Here is a 17,195-nt window from a genome sequence, read left to right on the forward strand (position 1 = left end):
CGCCTCTGATGACCGACAAAACCCTGAAGGGCCAGGCCGCCATAAACGCGCTGCCGCGCGACCGCCTGCTCGGCGAGTTCTCCACCTGGTCGGCCGACCTCTGCAATCTCGAGCGCGACCTCGCCCGCGTCGAGGACCATGCCGACATCCATCACATCGACGTCGCGGACGCCCGCTTCACGCCGGGCTTCCTGTTCTTCCCCGATCTGGTCGCCCGCATCGCCGGGCTGACGGCACGGCCGATCCATGTGCATCTGATGGTGGAGGCGGAGATCGTCGAGGAGCAGACCCGCCAGTTCCTCGACGCCGGCACCGACCTCGTCAGCGTCCACGCCGAAAACGGCGCGGCCGGCCTTCGCGCGCTGGAGATCGCGCGGACACGGGGTGCCGCCGGCGGCGTCGTGCTGCGGCTGGAGACGCCGGTCGCCGCGGTCGAGCCGTTCCTGCCGCATGTCTCCTTCGTCACGCTGCTCGGCACCTCGATCGGCGTCAAGGGGCAGAGCCTGTCGGAGAAGGCCTGCGACCGGCTCGCCGAGGCACGCGCGCTGATGCGGCAGGCGGGCCGTGAGGCCGACATCATCCTCGCCGCCGACGGCGGCATCCGCCACGAGACGGTGCCGCGCCTCAGGGAAGCCGGCGCGGAGACGGTGGTGCTCGGCTCGCTCGCCTATGGCGACAGCGACCTTGCCGGCCGCATCGCCTGGCTGCATGGCCTGAAGACGAAGGCCGCATGACCGACGACCGGCCCCCGGCGGCGCTCGCCTTCGATCTCGGCGGCACCGAACTGCGCGCCGCCCTCGTCGCCGCCAGCGGGACGATCCTCGCCTTCGCCTCGGCCGCGACGCTTGCGAAAGCGGGTCCGGCGGCGGTGATCGAGCAGATGGTGGCGCTCGCCGGCACGGTGCAGGCCCATGCGCCCGCCGTCCGCCTGCTCGGCGTCGGCGTCGGGGCGCCGGGTCCGCTCGATCCGGAGGAGGGCGTCGTGCTCGACGCGCCGACGCTCGACGGCTGGCGGCAGGTGCCGCTCGCCGAGCGGCTCGGCGCCAGGCTCGGCCGAAGCGTGCGGATCGAGAACGACGCCAATGCGGCGGCCCTCGGCGAATGGCGATACGGCGCCGGGCGCGGCACGCGGTCGATGGTCTTCGTCACCGTCTCGACCGGCATCGGCGGCGGCATCATCGCCGGCGGGCGCATCCTGCACGGGCGGCGCGGCCTTGCCGGCGAAATCGGCCACATGGCGATCACCGGCGAGAGCCGGCCCTGCTTCTGCGGCGCGATCGGCTGCTTCGAGGCGGTCGCCTCCGGGTCGGCGCTCGGCGAGGAGGCGACGCGTGCGACCGCGCCCGGCGACGGGTCCGACCTCCGGCGCCGCTCGGAGGATGGACCGGTCAGCGCCCGCCATGTGGTCGAGGCGGCGCGGGCGGGCGACCTGAAGGCGCTGGCGCTTCTCGATGCGGAGGCGCGCTGGCTCGGCATCGGCTTCACCAATCTTCTGCATCTCTACTCGCCGGAGGTGATCGTCGTCGGCGGCGGGCTGTCGAACGGGCTCGACCTGATGGCGCATGGCATCACGACCACGATCGGGGCGCGCGCGATGCGGCCCTATCGCGACGTGCCGGTGCGGCGCGCGACGCTCGGAAACCATGCGGGGCTGATCGGCGCCGCCAGTCTGATTCTCGCCGGCGACGGCGAGGCCATATCGAGGGAGGCGAACCATGGCTGATCTGACGCTGCGCGACGTGCGCAAGTCCTACGGCGCCGTCGAGGTGATCAGGGGCATCGACCTCGACGTCAAAGACCGCGAATTCGTTGTCTTCGTCGGCCCGTCCGGCTGCGGAAAATCGACGCTGCTGCGCATGATCGCCGGGCTCGAGCCGATCACCGGCGGGGAACTCTCGATCGACGGCCTGCGCGCCAACGAGGTCGACCCGTCCGAGCGCGGCCTTGCCATGGTGTTCCAGTCCTATGCGCTCTACCCGCACATGACGGTGGCGGACAATATGGGTTTCGCGCTGAAGATCGCCGGCGTGCCCATCGCCGAGCGCGACGCCAAGGTGCGCGAGGCCGCCGAGATCCTCCAGCTCACCCCCTATCTCGACCGTCGGCCGAAGGCGCTGTCCGGCGGCCAGCGCCAGCGCGTCGCCATCGGCCGCGCCATCGTGCGCAAGCCAAAGGTGTTTCTCTTCGACGAGCCGCTGTCGAATCTCGACGCGGCGCTGCGCGTCAACATGCGCCTCGAACTGATGCGCCTGCACGAGCAGCTCGCGGCGACGATGATCTACGTGACTCACGACCAGACCGAAGCGATGACCATGGCCGACAAGATCGTCGTGCTGAACGGCGGCGTCATCGAACAGGTCGGCTCGCCGCTCGACCTTTACGAGCGTCCCGCCAACACCTTCGTCGCCGGCTTCATCGGCTCGCCGAAGATGAACCTCTTCGACGTCCCGGTGACGGCGGCGGGTGCGGACGGGATCGGGGTGACGCTGCCGGGCGGGGCGGGGCTGGCGCTGCCGGCGCCGTCGCATAGCCTGAACGCCGGCGATACGGCGATCCTCGGCATCCGGCCGGAACACCTGCGGCTGGCTGAGGCGGGCCCCTTCGAGGGCGTGGTCGAGATCGCCGAGCGGCTCGGCAGCCTGACGATCCTGCATGTCTCGGTCGCGCCCGGGGTCACGCTCGTGGTCCAGGCGGACGGCAGTGACCGGACGCAGCCGAAAAGCCGCGTCCGCCTTACCGTCGATCCCGGCGCCTGCCACCTGTTCCGCACGGACGGCACGGCCGTCGCGCGTGCCTGACGGCGGGCCGCGACGGCACGAGCCCGTCCCGCCGAGGCGCCTTCGCTTCGGCGTCGGAGATGCGGTCAGCAAGAAACCGCAAAGCCATCCCGGTGATCCGGTGAGAACCGGAATGGCGCCAGGCGGACCGCGATCGCCCGGATCCGCTTCCCTGCGTCAGGCGGCTTCGGCCGAAGCGCCGTCGCGGCCTTCGTCGATGATGACGGAAAAGCCTTCGAAATGCGGACCGGAGAGATACTGGACCTTGCCCTTGCCGGCATTGGCATGGGCGGCGCGGAACTGTTCGGACTTCGTCCAGGCGACGAAATGGTCCTGGCTTTCCCAGACCGTGTGCGAGGCGTAGAGCGTGTGGTCGTCCGCCTTCGGTCCCTTCAGCAGCTTGAACGCGACATAGCCGGGCACCTCGGCGAGACGGCGCTCGCGGCCCTTCCAATTGGCCTCGAACTCGTCCTCGAAGCCGGGAACGACGCGGAAGCGGTTCATCGCGATATACATGGGGAATTTCCTTTCGTGCTGGAGGGGGTCGATCATCCGCCGATCCGGCCCGAGAGCGTCACCAGAACAGACAGGCCGGGTGAGGCATCCTCGTCGAGATAGCGGGTGTACTGGGTGTTGAACAGGTTCTTCACCTTGACGCCGACATTAAAGTCGGCATCGGGCTCAAGCGTGGCGAAGAGGTTGACCGTGTCGAAGCCGTCGCTTTCCGGCGCGCCGGCGGGGACGCGGCGTTGCGCCGCCGCATGCTCCCACTGGATGCCGGCCGTCAGTGTGTCGTCGAGGAAGCGACGGCCGAGCGTCGTCGTCACAGTGTCGGGCGCGATCGTCCCGAGCGGCCCGCCGGTCTCGGTGTTGTCGCCGCGCAGGATCGATCCCGAAAGCGAGGCGAAGACGATCCCGGTGTCGTAGGTCGCCTCCAGTTCGACGCCGTGGATCGTCGCGGAGGCAACATTCTCGTACTGGTAATAGTCGGCCGCGCCGCCGGTGCCGGTGTGGTAGACGCCGTCGATGTAATTGTCGACGTCGTTGTGGAAGTAGGCCGCCTTCAGCCGGAGACTGTCGCCGCCGCTGAAGATGCCGTCGCGGGCATAGTTGACGCCGACCTCGATCGTGTGCGCCGTCTCGGGGATCAGGTGCGGATTGGGGCGGAACTCGAAGCTGAACGAGCCCGGATGGGTGCCGGTGATCAGCGTTTCCGTCGTCGAGGGGGCGCGATAGCCTTCCGCATAGCTTGCATAGAGTTCGAGGCCGCCGGCCGCCGTGCCCTCGAAGGGCATGATGCCGGCACCGATCTTCGGCGAAAGCCGGTTGCCGTCGGATTCCGTTCCGTCCCTGCCGTCAAGGCTGTAGCCGTCATAGCGCACGCCGCCGATGACGCGCAGCCAGTCCTGGTAGCGGACCTGGTCCTGCACGAAGGCGCCATAGGCGAGCCGCGTCCCACCGGGGGTGAAATAGGCGGCCGTGCCGAAGGGATCGGCACTCGTCACCTTGTCGTGGAAGACATCGCCGCCGATCGTTACCTCGTGTTCCAGGGCGCCCGTGTCGAAGCGCGAGGTGTTGGCGACGTCGGTGCCGTAGGTCCGGATGCCGAGGTCGCGCGACGTGCCGAGGAGCGCGGGCGTCGAGGTGTAGCTGCGCACCTCCTCCTTGTCGGTCGTGGTCCAGTAGACCGAGGCGTTGACGTTGAAGAGCCGGTCGTCCGGATTGTCGTAGCGCCACTTGGCCGTCGCGGTCCGCGTATCGACCAGCGTGTCGTATTGCGTCGCGCCGGGGCTGCCGGTGACGTAGTCGAACCGGTTGAGCATGTAGCCCGCCGTGATCGTGTTGAAATCGTTCAGGACGAACTCGGCCTTGCCGAGCCCGGAGACGACCTCCTCGCCGGAATTGTAGATCGCCTTGCCGTCGCCGTCCTGATATTCGCCGGACTTGCGGTAGTTGACGTTGCCGAGCACCGAAAGCCCGTCGCCGATCCTGTAGGCACCCGTCGTGCCGACGGTCGGGGCGCCGCCATTGGTCTCGAAGCCGGTGGTGCCCGAGAGCGCCCAGGTCTCGCCGTCGCGCAGGAATTCGGACGGATTGATCGTCTCGAAGGACACGACCCCGCCGATCGCGCCGGACCCGTAGACATTGGCGATCGGCCCGCGTGCCACCGTCACCCTTCGGATCAGCGCCGGGTCGAGGAAGAAGGTGCCGTTCGCCCGGTGGCCGGTCTGCTGGAAGTTCTGCCGCGCGCCGTCGACGATGACGGCGACGCGGCCGAAATCCTGCAGGCCGCGAATGTTGACCGCCGTCCCCGATTCGTCGCCCGCCCCGTCCGTCGAGACCCCCGGCACGCCGGCGAGCAGGTCGGCGACGCGGCCCATCCCGCTGACGGCCGGCGCGTTCGTCTCGATGACGCTGACGCCGCCGAGCGCCCTGATCGGCGCCTCGTTGGTCCGGGTCGCGGAAATGGTGATGGCGTCGAGCGCGGTGGTGTTGGCGCAGGCGACGCTGCCGACACAGTCGTCCGCCGAAGGATCCGCCTCCTGGGCAAGCGCCGGGAGCGATGCGAGCCCTGTTCCGACGAGAAGGGTAAGACGAAACAGACGCAGCATGACACGGACCCCCTGAACTCCGGCGCTCCGACCACCCCGACGGAGCACGCTTGATCTTCATAGATAAACATGATTCTTATTGTCAAGATAAGAGCGACCGGCTAAACGACGGCGCGACCCAGCGGACGGAGCGACACTTCCGACCGCTTCCCCGAAGCCAGGACCCTGAACGATGCGACATCCCTGCCCTGCCTCCGCGCGCCGGCTGGCGCTGCCTCTCATGATTGTCGCGGGCCTGATCGTCGCGGGGCCTCTCGCCTCCGGGGCGAGGGCCGCAGACGGCGGCAAGGCGGATGCGCGGCGGATCGTCTCCGTCGGCGGCACGATCACGGAAATCCTCTACGCGCTCGGCGCGTCCGACCGGATCGTCGCGGTCGACAGCACCTCCTCCTATCCCGCCGAGGCGCGCGCCAAGCCGAATGTCGGCTATCTGCGCGCGCTTTCGGCCGAGGGCGTGCTGGCGCAGACGCCGGACCTGGTGCTCGCCGAGGGCGATGCCGGCCCGCCGGACGTGATGGCGATCCTGAAGGCGAGCGCGGTGCCCGTCACCATCGTCGCCGGCGCGCCGGACGGCGCCGCGATCGCCGGCAAGATCCGCGACGTCGGTGCGGCCGTCGGGCTTGCGGACAAGGCCGCGCCGCTGGCAAAACGCGTCGATGACGCCTTCGCCGCGCTGGCGGCCGAGACGGCGGCGCTGCCGCAACCGCGCAAGCGCGTCCTCTTCGTCCTCTCGCTCGCCAATGGCCGGATCATGGCGGGCGGCGCGAAGACGGAGGCCGACGCGATCATCCGGCTTGCCGGCGGCGTCAACGCGCTTACGGGGGTCGAGGGCTACAAGCCTGTGACCGACGAGGCGGTGATCGCCGCCGCCCCCGACGCGATCCTCGTCATGCAGCGCGGCGAGCACAGGGCGACGCCCGAGCAGGTGTTCGCGATGCCCGCCTTCCAGACGACCCCGGCGGCGGCAGGAAAGACGCTGATCGCCATGGACGGCCTCCTGCTGCTCGGCTTCGGCCCGCGCACGCCGGAGGCGGCCCGCAGCCTCGCGTCGACGCTCTATCCCGGCGCGATCACGCCATGAGCCTCGCCGTGGCGGTGCGCGCGGGCGATGCCGGGATCCTGCGGCGGACGGCGCCGCGCTCCGGCCCGGTGCTCGGCGCGCTCGGCCTGTTGCTTTGCGCCGCCTGTCTCGTTTCGCTCGCCACCGGCCCCTCGGGCGTCAGCCTCGGCGAACTCGCGCTCTACCTTTACGGAACGTCCTCCGCGCTGACGGCGCAGCAGACCGTGATCATCGAGGCGGTGCGCCTGCCGCGCACGCTGCTCGGCCTTCTCGCCGGCGCCGGCCTCGGCCTCTCCGGCGCGATGCTGCAGGGCCTCTTCCGCAATCCGCTCGCCGATCCCGGCCTCGTCGGCGTCACCTCCGGCGCGGCGATGGCGGCCGTCGCCGCGATCGTGCTCGGCACCGGCCTGCTGGCGCCGCTCACCCATCTCTTCGGCGTGGCCTTCCTGCCGCTGATGGCCTTTCTCGGCGCGCTCCTCAACACGAGCCTCCTCTACCTGATCGCGACGCAAGGCGGGCGCACCTCGACGGCGAGCCTCATCCTCGCCGGCATCGCGCTCGGGGCGCTCGCAAGCGCGGTGACCGGGCTGATGATCTTCTCGGCCGACGACACGGCGCTGCGCGACATCACCTTCTGGAGCCTCGGCTCTCTCGGCGGCGCGACGATGACGCGGGTTCTCGTGCTTCTTCCCTTCGTCGGCGCCGTCGTGCTGCTCATGCCCTTCGTCGCGCGCGGGCTCGATGCGCTGGTGCTCGGCGAGGCGGCCGCCTTCCACATGGGCGTGCCGGTGCAGCGGCTGAAGCGGCTGGTCATCGTCGGCGTCGCCGCCGCCTGCGGCGCCACCGTCGCCATGACCGGGTCGATCGCCTTCGTCGGCATCATCGTGCCCCATCTCGTGCGCCTGGTGCTCGGGCCGGCCCATCGCCGCGTCCTGCCGGCCTCCGCGCTCGGCGGCGCGGCGCTGATGCTTCTCGCCGACAGCCTGGCCCGGGTGGTCGCCGCACCCGCCGAACTGCCGATCGGCATCATCACCGCCCTTCTCGGCACGCCGGTCTTCCTGATGCTGCTCGTCGGCCGCCCGGGGCGGGCGAGGATCGAGCCGTGATCCGCGCGGACGGCGTGTCGCGGCGCGCCGGCGGGCGGGCGCTCGTCGACCGGGTCACGCTCGCGCTCGCGCCCGGCCGCATGACCGTGCTGGTCGGGCCGAACGGCGCCGGCAAGTCGACGCTCATCGGCATGATGACCGGCGAGGTGCGGCCGAGCGCGGGGCGGGTGGAAATCCACGGTCGCGACATCGCCGGCCTGACGCCGCGCGCCATCGCCATGCTGCGCGCCGTGCTGCCGCAGGCGACGCCGGTCGCCTTTCCCTTCAGCGTCCTCGACGTCGTCCGCATGGGCGCCGTTGCCCGCGCGGCCCGCGATCCGGACGGCGCGGCCCTTGCCGCTCTCTCCCGCCTGGGTCTCGCCGCGTTTGCCGGCCGGTCCTATCCCTCGCTCTCCGGCGGCGAGCAGCAGCGCGTCCAGTTCGCCCGCGTGCTCGCCCAGATGCCGGCGCCGGCCGAGGACGGCCTCGCCCGCGCCCTCTTCCTCGACGAGCCGGTGGCGAGCCTCGACCTCGCCCACCAGATCGCCGTCCTCGACGTGGCGCGCAGCTTCGCCCGCGGCGGCGGCATGGTGCTCGCCGTGCTGCACGACCTCAATCTCGCCGCCGAATATGCCGACAGCCTCGTCTTCCTGAAGGAGGGGCGGATCGTCGCCGAAGGACCGCCGTCCGAAAGCCTGACGGATGCGGCGATCGCCGCGGTCTACGGCGTCAGCGGCACGGTCGGGCGCCTTCCGCCACCTGGCACACCCTTCGTTCTGACCCAGGCGCGTGACGCCTGACATCTGTCGCAATGAAATATGATTATTTTCATCATGTTTTTTCCGATAAAACTTGACAGTAAAAGTCATCTTACATATCCGATGTCCGACGGCAGCCGCTGAAGGAGAAAACTCATGGCAATCAGGATCGTGGCGAAGGATGCGAACGGGGACGGCACCGGCATCAATCTTCTCGCCTATCTCGACACTTTCGAAGACACGTTCGTGCGCAGCGGCTACGGCCAGTTCAGCGGCGCGAACCGGATTTCCGGCAAGGAATACGCCTTCACCGACGGCGGCGCCGACAAGTATGGCGTGGTGCTCGGCGCGAGCCAGACCGACTGGGCCTACAACATGACGACCCATGTGGTCGGCGGCTCGCTCGGCTCCGTCAGCTTCGGCACGCAGACGACGCTCGATGCGGCGAAGGGCGCCTTCACCCAGGTGCTCGACCTGAAGATCAGCGGGCTCGGCATCGACGACGCCGACGCGGCGGCCGTCGCCCTTTCCGAACTGATGGCGGCGGACGCCGACAGCATCGTCGACGCGCTGAAGAGCGACACGCTCGTCTTCATCGGCAGCACCGGCAAGGATACGGTGACGGGTTACGGCGGCAATGACAAGCTCTACGGCCATGGCGGCAACGACCTCCTGACCGGCGGCGCCGGCAACGACCGCCTCGTCGGCGGCGACGGCAACGACGTGCTTCTCGGCGGCAGCGGCAACGACGTGATCTTCGGCCAGAACGGCAACGACCGCGTGCGCGCCGGCACCGGCAACGACACGGTCAAGGGCGGCGCCGGCAACGACACGCTCTATGGCGATGCCGGCAACGACAAGCTCTACGGCGAGGCCGGCAACGACGTCATCCATGGCGGCGCCGGCAATGACCGCATCAATGGCGGCGCCGGCGACGACCGGCTGACCGGCGGCGCCGGCCGCGACGTCTTCATCTTCGGCAAGAACACCGGCAACGACGTGATCACCGATTTCGACGCCGGTGCGGCGGTCGGCGACCAGATCGTGCTCGACAAGGACGTGATCGCCAGTTTTGCCGCGCTTCAGGCGGCCGCGGAAGACAGCGCCGCCGGCCTCGTCATCGCCTATGGCGAGGGCTCGATCACGCTGACCGGCGTCGAACTGGCCGACCTCCACCGCAACGACTTCGCCTTCGTCTGAGACGGCGTCCCGGCGGAAAACCCGATCCTTGCGAAACCCGGCCGATGGCCGGGTTTTCCCGTTTGCGACACGTGGGAACAGTCGCGCTCGATTTTTTCATCCGAATATGTCATATTAGAAATTATTGACTTTTTTATAAGATCTGGCTAGGCCACATCTTGCAGGACGACACTGCAAAAGGGGGCCCCCATGGCATTGCGCATCGTAGCGAAGAACCTGAACAATGATGCCGTCGGCATCGACATCGAGACCTATCTGACAAGCTTCCAGCAGACGTTCGTTCCAGCCGGCAACGGCCAGTTCAGCGGCGCGGGCAATTCCGGACGGGAATACGCGATCACCGACGGCACGGAGAACAGTGCCGGCATCGTCATCGGCGCGGGCGCGACTGAGCTGACCTACGACCCGATCACCCAGCAGGTCATCGGCTCCGTCGATTCCGTCACCTTCGGCTCGAACATCCGCCTCGGCACGGTGTCGCCGCGCTTCGGCATCAAGCCGGAACTGTCGATCACCGGCCTCGGCGTCAACGTCGCCGCCGATGCGACGATCCTGCTCGCCAAGCTCGCCGCTGCCGACGCCTCCGGCCTGCTGCCGGAACTCGCCAAGCTCTCGGTCAATTTCTACGGCTCGACCGGCGCCGACAAGATGGGCGGCTTCCGGCAGAACGACAAGCTCTACGGCTATGGCGGCGACGACACCCTGTCGGGCGATGCCGGCGACGACACGCTCTCGGGCGGCGTCGGCAAGGACGCGCTTTCCGGCGGCGGCGGCAACGACCGCCTCGACGGCGGCGCGGACGACGATGATATGTCGGGCGGGGCGGGCAACGATTCGCTGCTCGGCCGCGGCGGCAATGACCGCCTCTTCGGCGGCGACGGTGCCGACACGCTCGACGGCGGCGCAGGCGATGACACGCTGAACGGGGATCGCGGCAACGACAAGATCAACGGCGGCGCCGGAAACGACAAGATCGGCGGCGGCATCGGCAACGACCGCATTCTCGGCGGCGCCGGAAACGATACCGTTACCGGTTTCCACGGCAAGGATTCGATCTTCGGCAATGACGGCGACGACTTCCTTTCGGGCGACAACGACAACGACACGATCGAGGGCGGCGCCGGCAACGACAAGCTCCTTGGCGGCGCCGGCGATGACCTGCTGAAGGGCGGTGCCGGCGATGACACGATCAACGGCGGCACCGGCAACGACCGCCTCTATGGCGGCGGTGGGAAGAACACGCTCACCGACATCGTCGGCAACGACACGTTCTTCTTCACCGAGGGCGGCCAGACGACGACGGTCTCCGGCTTCAGCGGCGGTACGGCGAGCCTCGACAAGATCATCTTCTCGAAGGCGGACCTCGCCACGTTCCAGGACGTGCTCGATCATGCGGTGGACAGCGCCGCCGGCCTCGTCATCACCGTCGACGACATCAAGGTGACGCTCGCCGGCGTCAAGGAAGCCAGCCTCGTCGCCGACGATTTCGGCTTCATCTGAGACCCGCCACGGCCATCGGAAAATCGAGGAAGACCCGGCACCGCCGGGTCTTTCTGCGTCCGCGGCCTGCCAGGGTTAAAATTTCATGTTCCTGATGGATAAAATTTGCACGTGAAGCCCGGCGCCGATACTGCCCGGCCCGGACATGGCCTGCTTGCCCGACTTGGGGGAAAGAGTATGGCGGTTCGAATTACCGCAAAAACATCAACAACGACGCCGTCGGCATCGACGTCGAGGCCTATCTGACCGGCCTGCCGACCACGTTCAGGCCGGTGGGCGAGGGCATGGTCAGCGGCCTCGACGGCAATTCCGGCAGCGAATAGCCGTCACCGACGGCACGGCGGCCAATTACGGCGTCGTCGTCGGCGCCAGCGCGGGCCTTCTCAGCCGCGATCCGGCGACGGATATCGTCACCGGCACGGCCGATTCCGTCTCCTTCGGCACCGACAACCGCCTCAACAGCATTTCGCGCCGCTTCATCCTGGATTTCGAGCTGAAGATCGCGGGCCTCGGCATCACCGTCAACGACGACGTCAACACGCTGCTGACGACGCTGTCGACCGCCGACGCCTCCAGCGTCATCGAGAAGATCGGCGCGCTCGCCATCAACTTCGTCGGCTCCACCGGCGCCGACCGGATGACCGGCTTCAGCCAGAACGACAAGCTCTATGGCTATATTGGCGACGACGTGTTCGCGGGCGGCGCGGGCAACGACACGCTGGTCGGCGGCAATGGCAACGACACGCTGTCGGGCGGGGCCGGCAACGACAAGCTCGACGGCGGCGCGGACAATGACGTGCTCTCCGGCGGCGCAGGCCGTGACGTCATCCTCGGCGGCGCCGGCAACGACACGATCTCAGGCGGCGGCGACGTCGACAAGATCAGGGGCGGCGCCGGTGACGACAAGATTGCCGGCGACGAGGGCAACGACGTGCTGCAGGGCGATGCCGGCGACGACACGATCGACGGCGGCGCCGGCAATGACCGCATCCTCGGCGGCGAGGGCACCAACAGGCTTTTGGGCGGCGCCGGCAAGGACACGATCCTCGGCGGCGCCGACAACGACAAGCTCTACGGCAAGGGCGGCGACGACATCATCGATGGCGGCGACGGCAATGACACGATTGAAGGCGGCGATGGCAATAACCGCCTCACCGGCGGCAGGGGCGATGACGTCATCAATAGCGGAGCCGGCAATGACACGATCTTCGGCGGCGACGGCGATGATAGGATCACATCGACTGGCGGTACCGACACGCTTGATGGTGGCGACGGCAACGATAGGATCTCATACCACGGCTGCGGTAACAGTCTGCTGATGGGGGGTGCCGGCGACGACCAGTTCTACGGCGGGCCTGGCGCGAGCCGCTATTACGGTGGACCCGGGACCAATTCTGTTTTCGTGACTTTCGATCGCAGTGGAGATACCTATTTCTTCACCGGCGGAGGCGAGAAAACCACGGTATCTGGATTCGACTTCTCCAAGAAAATGGCATCCCTGGACAAAATCGTTTTCGAGAAGGAGATCTTCTCCTCCTTTGACGATGTGATGGCGCATGCGACGCAGGCTTCCATTGGTGTCGTCATCACCGTCGACGCCGACAACATCCTGACGTTGCATGGAGTTCAGCGCGCCGATCTCGACAAAGGCGATTTCGCCTTCGTCTGAGACGGCTCCGCGACTGTTGCCAGATGACGATGGACCCGGCTCAGGTCGGGTCTTTCCGTTTGAAGCGGGCGCGTCCCCGGCTGATGTCGCGCACCAGCGCGCCCACGGCTTCCACCCCGGCTTCGGGAATATCGACGCAGAGCTCGGCGCCGGTCGCGGTGAACGCCTCGTCCCTGACGACGGCGCCATGGGCGGCGATGCGGGCGCGGATCAATTGCAGGTCGGAGAAATCGGCGACGATCACCGCCTGGACCATGACGATCCGCTCGACCTTCTCCACCTGCCGCAGGCAGCTCGCCGCCGTGCCGCCATAGGCGCGGATCAGCCCGCCGCTGCCGAGCAGAATGCCGCCGAACCAGCGGATGACCAGCACCGCCACCTGATCGAGCTCCTGCCCGTCGATCGCCTGCAGGATCGGCTTGCCCGCCGTGCCGCCCGGCTCGCCGTCATCGTTGAAGCGATAGACGGAGCCGATGCGCCAGGCCCAGCAATTGTGGGTGGCACCGGGATCGGAATGCCCGGCGATGAAGGCCTTCGCCTCCGCCTCGCTGCCGACCGGACCGCAGATCGCGGTGAAACGGCTCTTCTTGATCTCCTGCGAGAGATGCCCGACGTCGCGGATGGTGAACATGGGTGCCTCCCTTTCCATCCGCGCTCATAACGCAGTCGGCGCCGGACCGGAACAGGCGACCGGTCCGCGATCCCGTTGGCGCGGCCGATCCGATGGGAACGGGACGGCGCACCCGATGCTCCGTTTCAAGCATCCTCTTGCCGATCCCCGCGTCACCATGGTCGTATCATGCGCTTGGGGAGAGAGGCCGGGCGCCTACCCGATCGCCATCAGGCTGGCATTGCCGCCGGCCGCCGCTGTGTTGATCGAGGTCGAGACCTCCTCCAGCAGGAAATTCAGGCAATAGGCCTCGGCATTGCGGGCAAGCTCCGCGCTCGACGCCGCCTGCGTCAGCACAAGGGGACCGGGAAGCGCGGCGATTGCCCGGTTGGCCGCCCGCACGGCGTCCTCCTCGCCCTCGATGAGCGCGCCGGCGAAGGGCGCGTCGGCGGCCCAGTCGTCCGACCAGGCAAGCCGGGCCGCCACGGTGGCCGGAACGCCAGAGAGCGCGCCCTGGAGCCCGCAGGCCGCATCGACGACCGCCATGTTTCCGGTCGCAAGCACCGCCGCAAGCTGGCGACGGAGCCCGGCCGGCGTCTTCGGGACGAGCAGGATGCGGCCGCGCGGATGCAGCGCATAGAGGTTGCGCTCGCCGGCCGGGCCCGGCAGTTCCAGTTCCAGCCCGAGCGCCGAGGTGCCGCCGAGGTCGCGCGCCGCCTCCGCATCCTCCGAAAGCCCCTGGCCATCGAGCCAGGCGGCGAAATCGAGGAGCGCCGGATCGGTGTGGACCGAACTCGTCTGCGGCGGGATCGGCGCGGTCGAGACGAGGCGGCCGAGATAGAGCGGTCCGCCCGCCTTCGGCCCCGTGCCCGAGAGCCCGCGCCCGCCGAAGGGCTGCACGCCGACGACGGCGCCGATGATGTTGCGGTTGACATAGATGTTGCCGACCTTCACCCGGCTCGTCACATGGGCGATGGTCTCGTCGAGGCGGGTGTGCAGGCCGAAGGTAAGGCCGTAGCCGGTGGCATTGATGTCGGAGATCAGCCGGTCGAGATCGGCGCGGCGGTAGCGCAGCACATGCAGCACCGGGCCGAACACCTCGCGCTTCAGTTCCGACATGCTTTTCAGTTCGACGATCGACGGCGGCACGAAGGTGCCGGCGCCGGTTTCGCCCGAAAGCCGGATCTGCTCGACAGGGTTGCCGGCGGCGCGCATGCGCGCGATATGCGCCTCGATCGTGTCCCTCGCCTCCGCGGTGATGACCGGGCCGACATCGACCGAAAGCCGGTCGGTGCGGCCGATGCTCAGCTCCTGCAGCGCGCCCTTCAGCATGGCAAGCACGCGATCGGCGACCTCCTCCTGCAGGCAGAGCACGCGCAGCGCCGAGCAGCGCTGGCCGGCGCTGTCGAAGGCGGATGCGATCACGTCGGCGACGACCTGCTCGGCGAGCGCGGAACTGTCGACGATCATGGCGTTCTGGCCGCCAGTCTCGGCGACGAGCGGGATCGGCCTGCCCTCGGAGGAAAGGCGGTCGGCAAGCTGTGCCTGGATCAGCCGCGCCACCTCGGTCGAGCCGGTGAACATGACACCGGCAATGCCCGGATCGGCGACGAGAGCCGCGCCGACGTGGCCGTCGCCGGGGATGAGCTGCACGACATGCTCGGGCACGCCGCAGGTCTGCAGGATACGCACGGCTTCCGCCGCGATCAGCGGCGTCTCCTCGGCGGGCTTCGCCAGCACCGGATTGCCGGCGGCGAGCGCGGCCGCCACCTGCCCAGCAAAGATCGCCAGCGGAAAATTCCACGGGCTGATGCAGACGATGGGCCCGAGCGCCCTGTGCGCCGGACCGAGCGTCCGCACCGCCTGTTCGGCATAATAGCGCAGGAAATCGATCGCCTCGCGCACCTCGGCAATCGCATTCGGCAGCGACTTGCCGGCCTCGCGCACGATCAGCCCGAGAAGGGTCGGCATGGTCTCCTGCAGCCGGTCGGCCGCCTTCAGCAGACATTCGGCCCGCTCGGCGACGGGACGCGCCGCCCAGTCGCCGACCGCCGCACGCGCCGCCCTGACGGCATCCGGCACCGCCGCCGGATCGGTTTCCAAGACGGAGCCGACACGGTCGGCGTGGTCTGCCGGATTCAGCACCGGCCGGGGCGCGGCGTTCGCGGCGGCACGCGCCGGCGGTGCCGCCGTCCAGTCGCGCGCGACGCTGTCGGTGAGCGCCTCGCTCAAGGCGGCCAGCGTCTGCTCGTCGGAAAGGTCGAGGCCGGCGGAATTGCGGCGCGCACCGTAAAGCGCCGAAGGGGCGGCGATCTTCTCGTGCGGCGCCCCGGGGACGGCGAGCGCGCGGACGACATCGACGGGATCGGCGATCAGCTCGTCGATGGAGACGGCCGGATCGGCGATGCGGTTGACGAAGGAGGAGTTGGCACCGTTTTCGAGCAGGCGGCGAACGAGATAGGCGAGCAGCGTCTCGTGCGTGCCGACGGGCGCGTAGATGCGGCACGGCCGGTTCAGCTTGTCCGCGCCGACGACCTCGTCATAGAGCGGCTCGCCCATGCCGTGCAGGCACTGGAACTCGTAGCGGCCGGTGGAGAAGTCCGGGCCGGCCATCTCGTAGATGGTGGCGAGTGTCTGGGCATTGTGGGTGGCGAATTGCGGGAAGACGGCGTCGGTCGCCGCCAGCAGTTTTTTCGCGCAGGCGATATAGGAAACGTCCGTGTGGATTTTTCGCGTGAAGACCGGAAAATCCGTAAGCCCGTCGACCTGCGCCCGCTTGATCTCGGCGTCCCAGTAGGCACCCTTGACGAGGCGCACCATGATGCGGTGGCGCGAGCGGCGGGCAAGGTCGATGATGAAATCCAGCACGAAGGGGCAGCGCCGGCCATAGGCCTGCACGACGAAGCCCATGCCGTTCCAGCCGGAAAGATCCGGATCGAGGCGCAGCGATTCCAGGAGATCAAGCGACAGTTCCAGCCGGTCGGCCTCCTCGGCATCGATGTTGAGGCCGATGTCGTAGGACTTGGCGATCAGCGCCAGCGCCTTCACCTTCGGCAGGAGTTCGCCCATGACCCGGGCGGCCTGCGAGCGGGCATAGCGCGGATGCAGCGCCGAAAGCTTGATCGAGATGCCCGGCCCGTCGAAGATGCCGCGACCGGCGGCGGCCCTGCCGATCGCATGGATGGCGTTCTCGTAGTCGGCATAGTAGCGGCGGGCGTCGGCGGCGGTCGTCGCGGCCTCGCCGAGCATGTCGTAGGAGTATCGGAAACCGCGGGCTTCCAGCGTGCGGGCGCGGGCGAGCGCCTCGTCGATGGTCTCGCCGGTAACGAACTGCTCGCCCATCATCCGCATGGCCATGTCGACGCCACGGCGGATCACCGGCTCGCCGGCGCGGGCGATCAGCCGCGTCAGCGCGGCCGACAGGCTGCGGTCGGCGACGGTCGAGGTGAGCTTGCCGGTGATGGCGAGGCCCCAGGTGGCGGCGTTGACGAAAAGGGAGCGGCCGCCGCCGAGATGGGACCGCCAGTCGCCATCGGCGATCTTGTCGCGGATCAGCGCATCGCGGGTGGCGGTGTCGGGAATGCGGAGCAGCGCCTCGGCCAGGCACATCAGCGCCACGCCTTCCTGGCTCGACAGCGAATATTCATGCACCAGCCCCTCGATGCCCGAGCCCTTCGCCTTGGCGCGCAGCGCCGTGATCAACAAGCGGGCGGTGTCGCGGATACTTGCCTTCAGCGCCTCGGGCTGTGTCGCTTCAGCGAGGAGCGGCGTGACGCAGTCGATTTCCGGGCGGCGATAGGCGGCGGTGATCGCCCGGCGCAGCGCTGTCTGCGGCCGGATCGGCGGAGCGAAACCGGCAAAGGGAGCGGGATCGGCGGCGTGGCTGACGGCGGGCAGGTTCATCGGGCGTCCCTCTCTGGCGAG

General features: G+C 68.6%; 13 protein-coding genes. 9 read left to right on the forward strand and 4 right to left on the reverse strand.

The annotated features are described in order from the left end of the window. Positions 1 to 8 precede the first annotated feature (8 nt). From ACEVQ6_RS01900 to ACEVQ6_RS01910, 3 genes are read left to right on the forward strand one after another with little or no spacing between them, the layout of a single operon-like run. Positions 9 to 734 carry a ribulose-phosphate 3-epimerase gene (locus ACEVQ6_RS01900; protein WP_374887190.1) on the forward strand — a complete coding sequence of 242 codons (726 nt, stop codon included), beginning with the start codon at positions 9 to 11 and terminating at the stop codon, positions 732 to 734. Next, entirely contained in the window at positions 731 to 1,723 is a 993-nt protein-coding gene (locus tag ACEVQ6_RS01905) for an ROK family protein (protein ID WP_374887191.1), read from the forward strand. The genes ACEVQ6_RS01900 and ACEVQ6_RS01905 overlap by 4 nt, the downstream gene beginning before the upstream one ends. Next, positions 1,716 to 2,798: an ABC transporter ATP-binding protein gene (locus tag ACEVQ6_RS01910; protein WP_374887192.1), complete on the forward strand. Its 1,083-nt coding sequence runs from the start codon at positions 1,716 to 1,718 to the stop codon at positions 2,796 to 2,798. The genes ACEVQ6_RS01905 and ACEVQ6_RS01910 overlap by 8 nt, the downstream gene beginning before the upstream one ends. A 156-nt stretch (positions 2,799 to 2,954) precedes the next feature. Here ACEVQ6_RS01910 and ACEVQ6_RS01915 read toward each other — a convergent pair whose 3' ends face one another. Together ACEVQ6_RS01915 and ACEVQ6_RS01920 are read right to left on the reverse strand one after the other, a co-directional pair. Beyond that, positions 2,955 to 3,293 carry an antibiotic biosynthesis monooxygenase family protein gene (locus ACEVQ6_RS01915; RefSeq protein WP_374887193.1) on the reverse strand — a complete coding sequence of 113 codons (339 nt, stop codon included), beginning with the start codon at positions 3,291 to 3,293 and terminating at the stop codon, positions 2,955 to 2,957. Between the two features lie 32 nt (positions 3,294 to 3,325). Then, positions 3,326 to 5,389, reverse strand: coding sequence for a TonB-dependent hemoglobin/transferrin/lactoferrin family receptor (locus ACEVQ6_RS01920; RefSeq protein ID WP_374887194.1), 2,064 nt, complete (start codon positions 5,387 to 5,389; stop codon positions 3,326 to 3,328). A 172-nt stretch (positions 5,390 to 5,561) separates the two neighbouring features. Between ACEVQ6_RS01920 and ACEVQ6_RS01925 the strand changes: the two genes are divergently transcribed. The 6 genes from ACEVQ6_RS01925 (at position 5,562) to ACEVQ6_RS01950 (ending at position 12,661) form a co-directional block, all read left to right on the forward strand. After that, positions 5,562 to 6,470, forward strand: a complete 909-nt coding sequence (locus ACEVQ6_RS01925) for a heme/hemin ABC transporter substrate-binding protein (RefSeq protein WP_374887195.1) — start codon at positions 5,562 to 5,564, stop codon at positions 6,468 to 6,470. Continuing rightward, entirely contained in the window at positions 6,467 to 7,555 is a 1,089-nt protein-coding gene (locus ACEVQ6_RS01930; RefSeq protein WP_374887196.1) for a FecCD family ABC transporter permease, read from the forward strand. Before ACEVQ6_RS01925 ends, ACEVQ6_RS01930 begins: the two co-directional genes overlap by 4 nt. Beyond that, entirely contained in the window at positions 7,552 to 8,334 is a 783-nt protein-coding gene (locus ACEVQ6_RS01935) for a heme ABC transporter ATP-binding protein (RefSeq protein WP_374887197.1), read from the forward strand. Before ACEVQ6_RS01930 ends, ACEVQ6_RS01935 begins: the two co-directional genes overlap by 4 nt. 114 nt (positions 8,335 to 8,448) lie before the next feature. After that, a complete protein-coding gene (locus tag ACEVQ6_RS01940) occupies positions 8,449 to 9,492 on the forward strand; it encodes a calcium-binding protein (RefSeq protein ID WP_374887198.1) in 1,044 nt (347 codons plus the stop codon). Positions 9,493 to 9,681: 189 nt separating this feature from the next. After that, complete coding sequence (locus ACEVQ6_RS01945) at positions 9,682 to 10,992, forward strand: calcium-binding protein (protein ID WP_374887199.1); 1,311 nt, start codon at positions 9,682 to 9,684, stop codon at positions 10,990 to 10,992. A 154-nt stretch (positions 10,993 to 11,146) separates the two neighbouring features. Next, entirely contained in the window at positions 11,147 to 12,661 is a 1,515-nt protein-coding gene (locus tag ACEVQ6_RS01950; RefSeq protein WP_374887200.1) for a calcium-binding protein, read from the forward strand. A gap of 40 nt (positions 12,662 to 12,701) precedes the next feature. Here the strand turns inward: ACEVQ6_RS01950 and ACEVQ6_RS01955 are convergent, their stop codons facing one another. Together ACEVQ6_RS01955 and putA are read right to left on the reverse strand one after the other, a co-directional pair. Then, a complete protein-coding gene (locus ACEVQ6_RS01955) occupies positions 12,702 to 13,292 on the reverse strand; it encodes an IMPACT family protein (protein ID WP_374887201.1) in 591 nt (196 codons plus the stop codon). Between the two features lie 195 nt (positions 13,293 to 13,487). Continuing rightward, complete coding sequence (putA, locus tag ACEVQ6_RS01960) at positions 13,488 to 17,174, reverse strand: trifunctional transcriptional regulator/proline dehydrogenase/L-glutamate gamma-semialdehyde dehydrogenase (protein ID WP_374887202.1); 3,687 nt, start codon at positions 17,172 to 17,174, stop codon at positions 13,488 to 13,490. Between the last annotated feature and the right edge of the window lie 21 nt (positions 17,175 to 17,195).

It is taken from the genome of Ensifer soli, assembly GCF_041928815.1.
Classification (GTDB): domain Bacteria; phylum Pseudomonadota; class Alphaproteobacteria; order Rhizobiales; family Rhizobiaceae; genus JBHFEI01.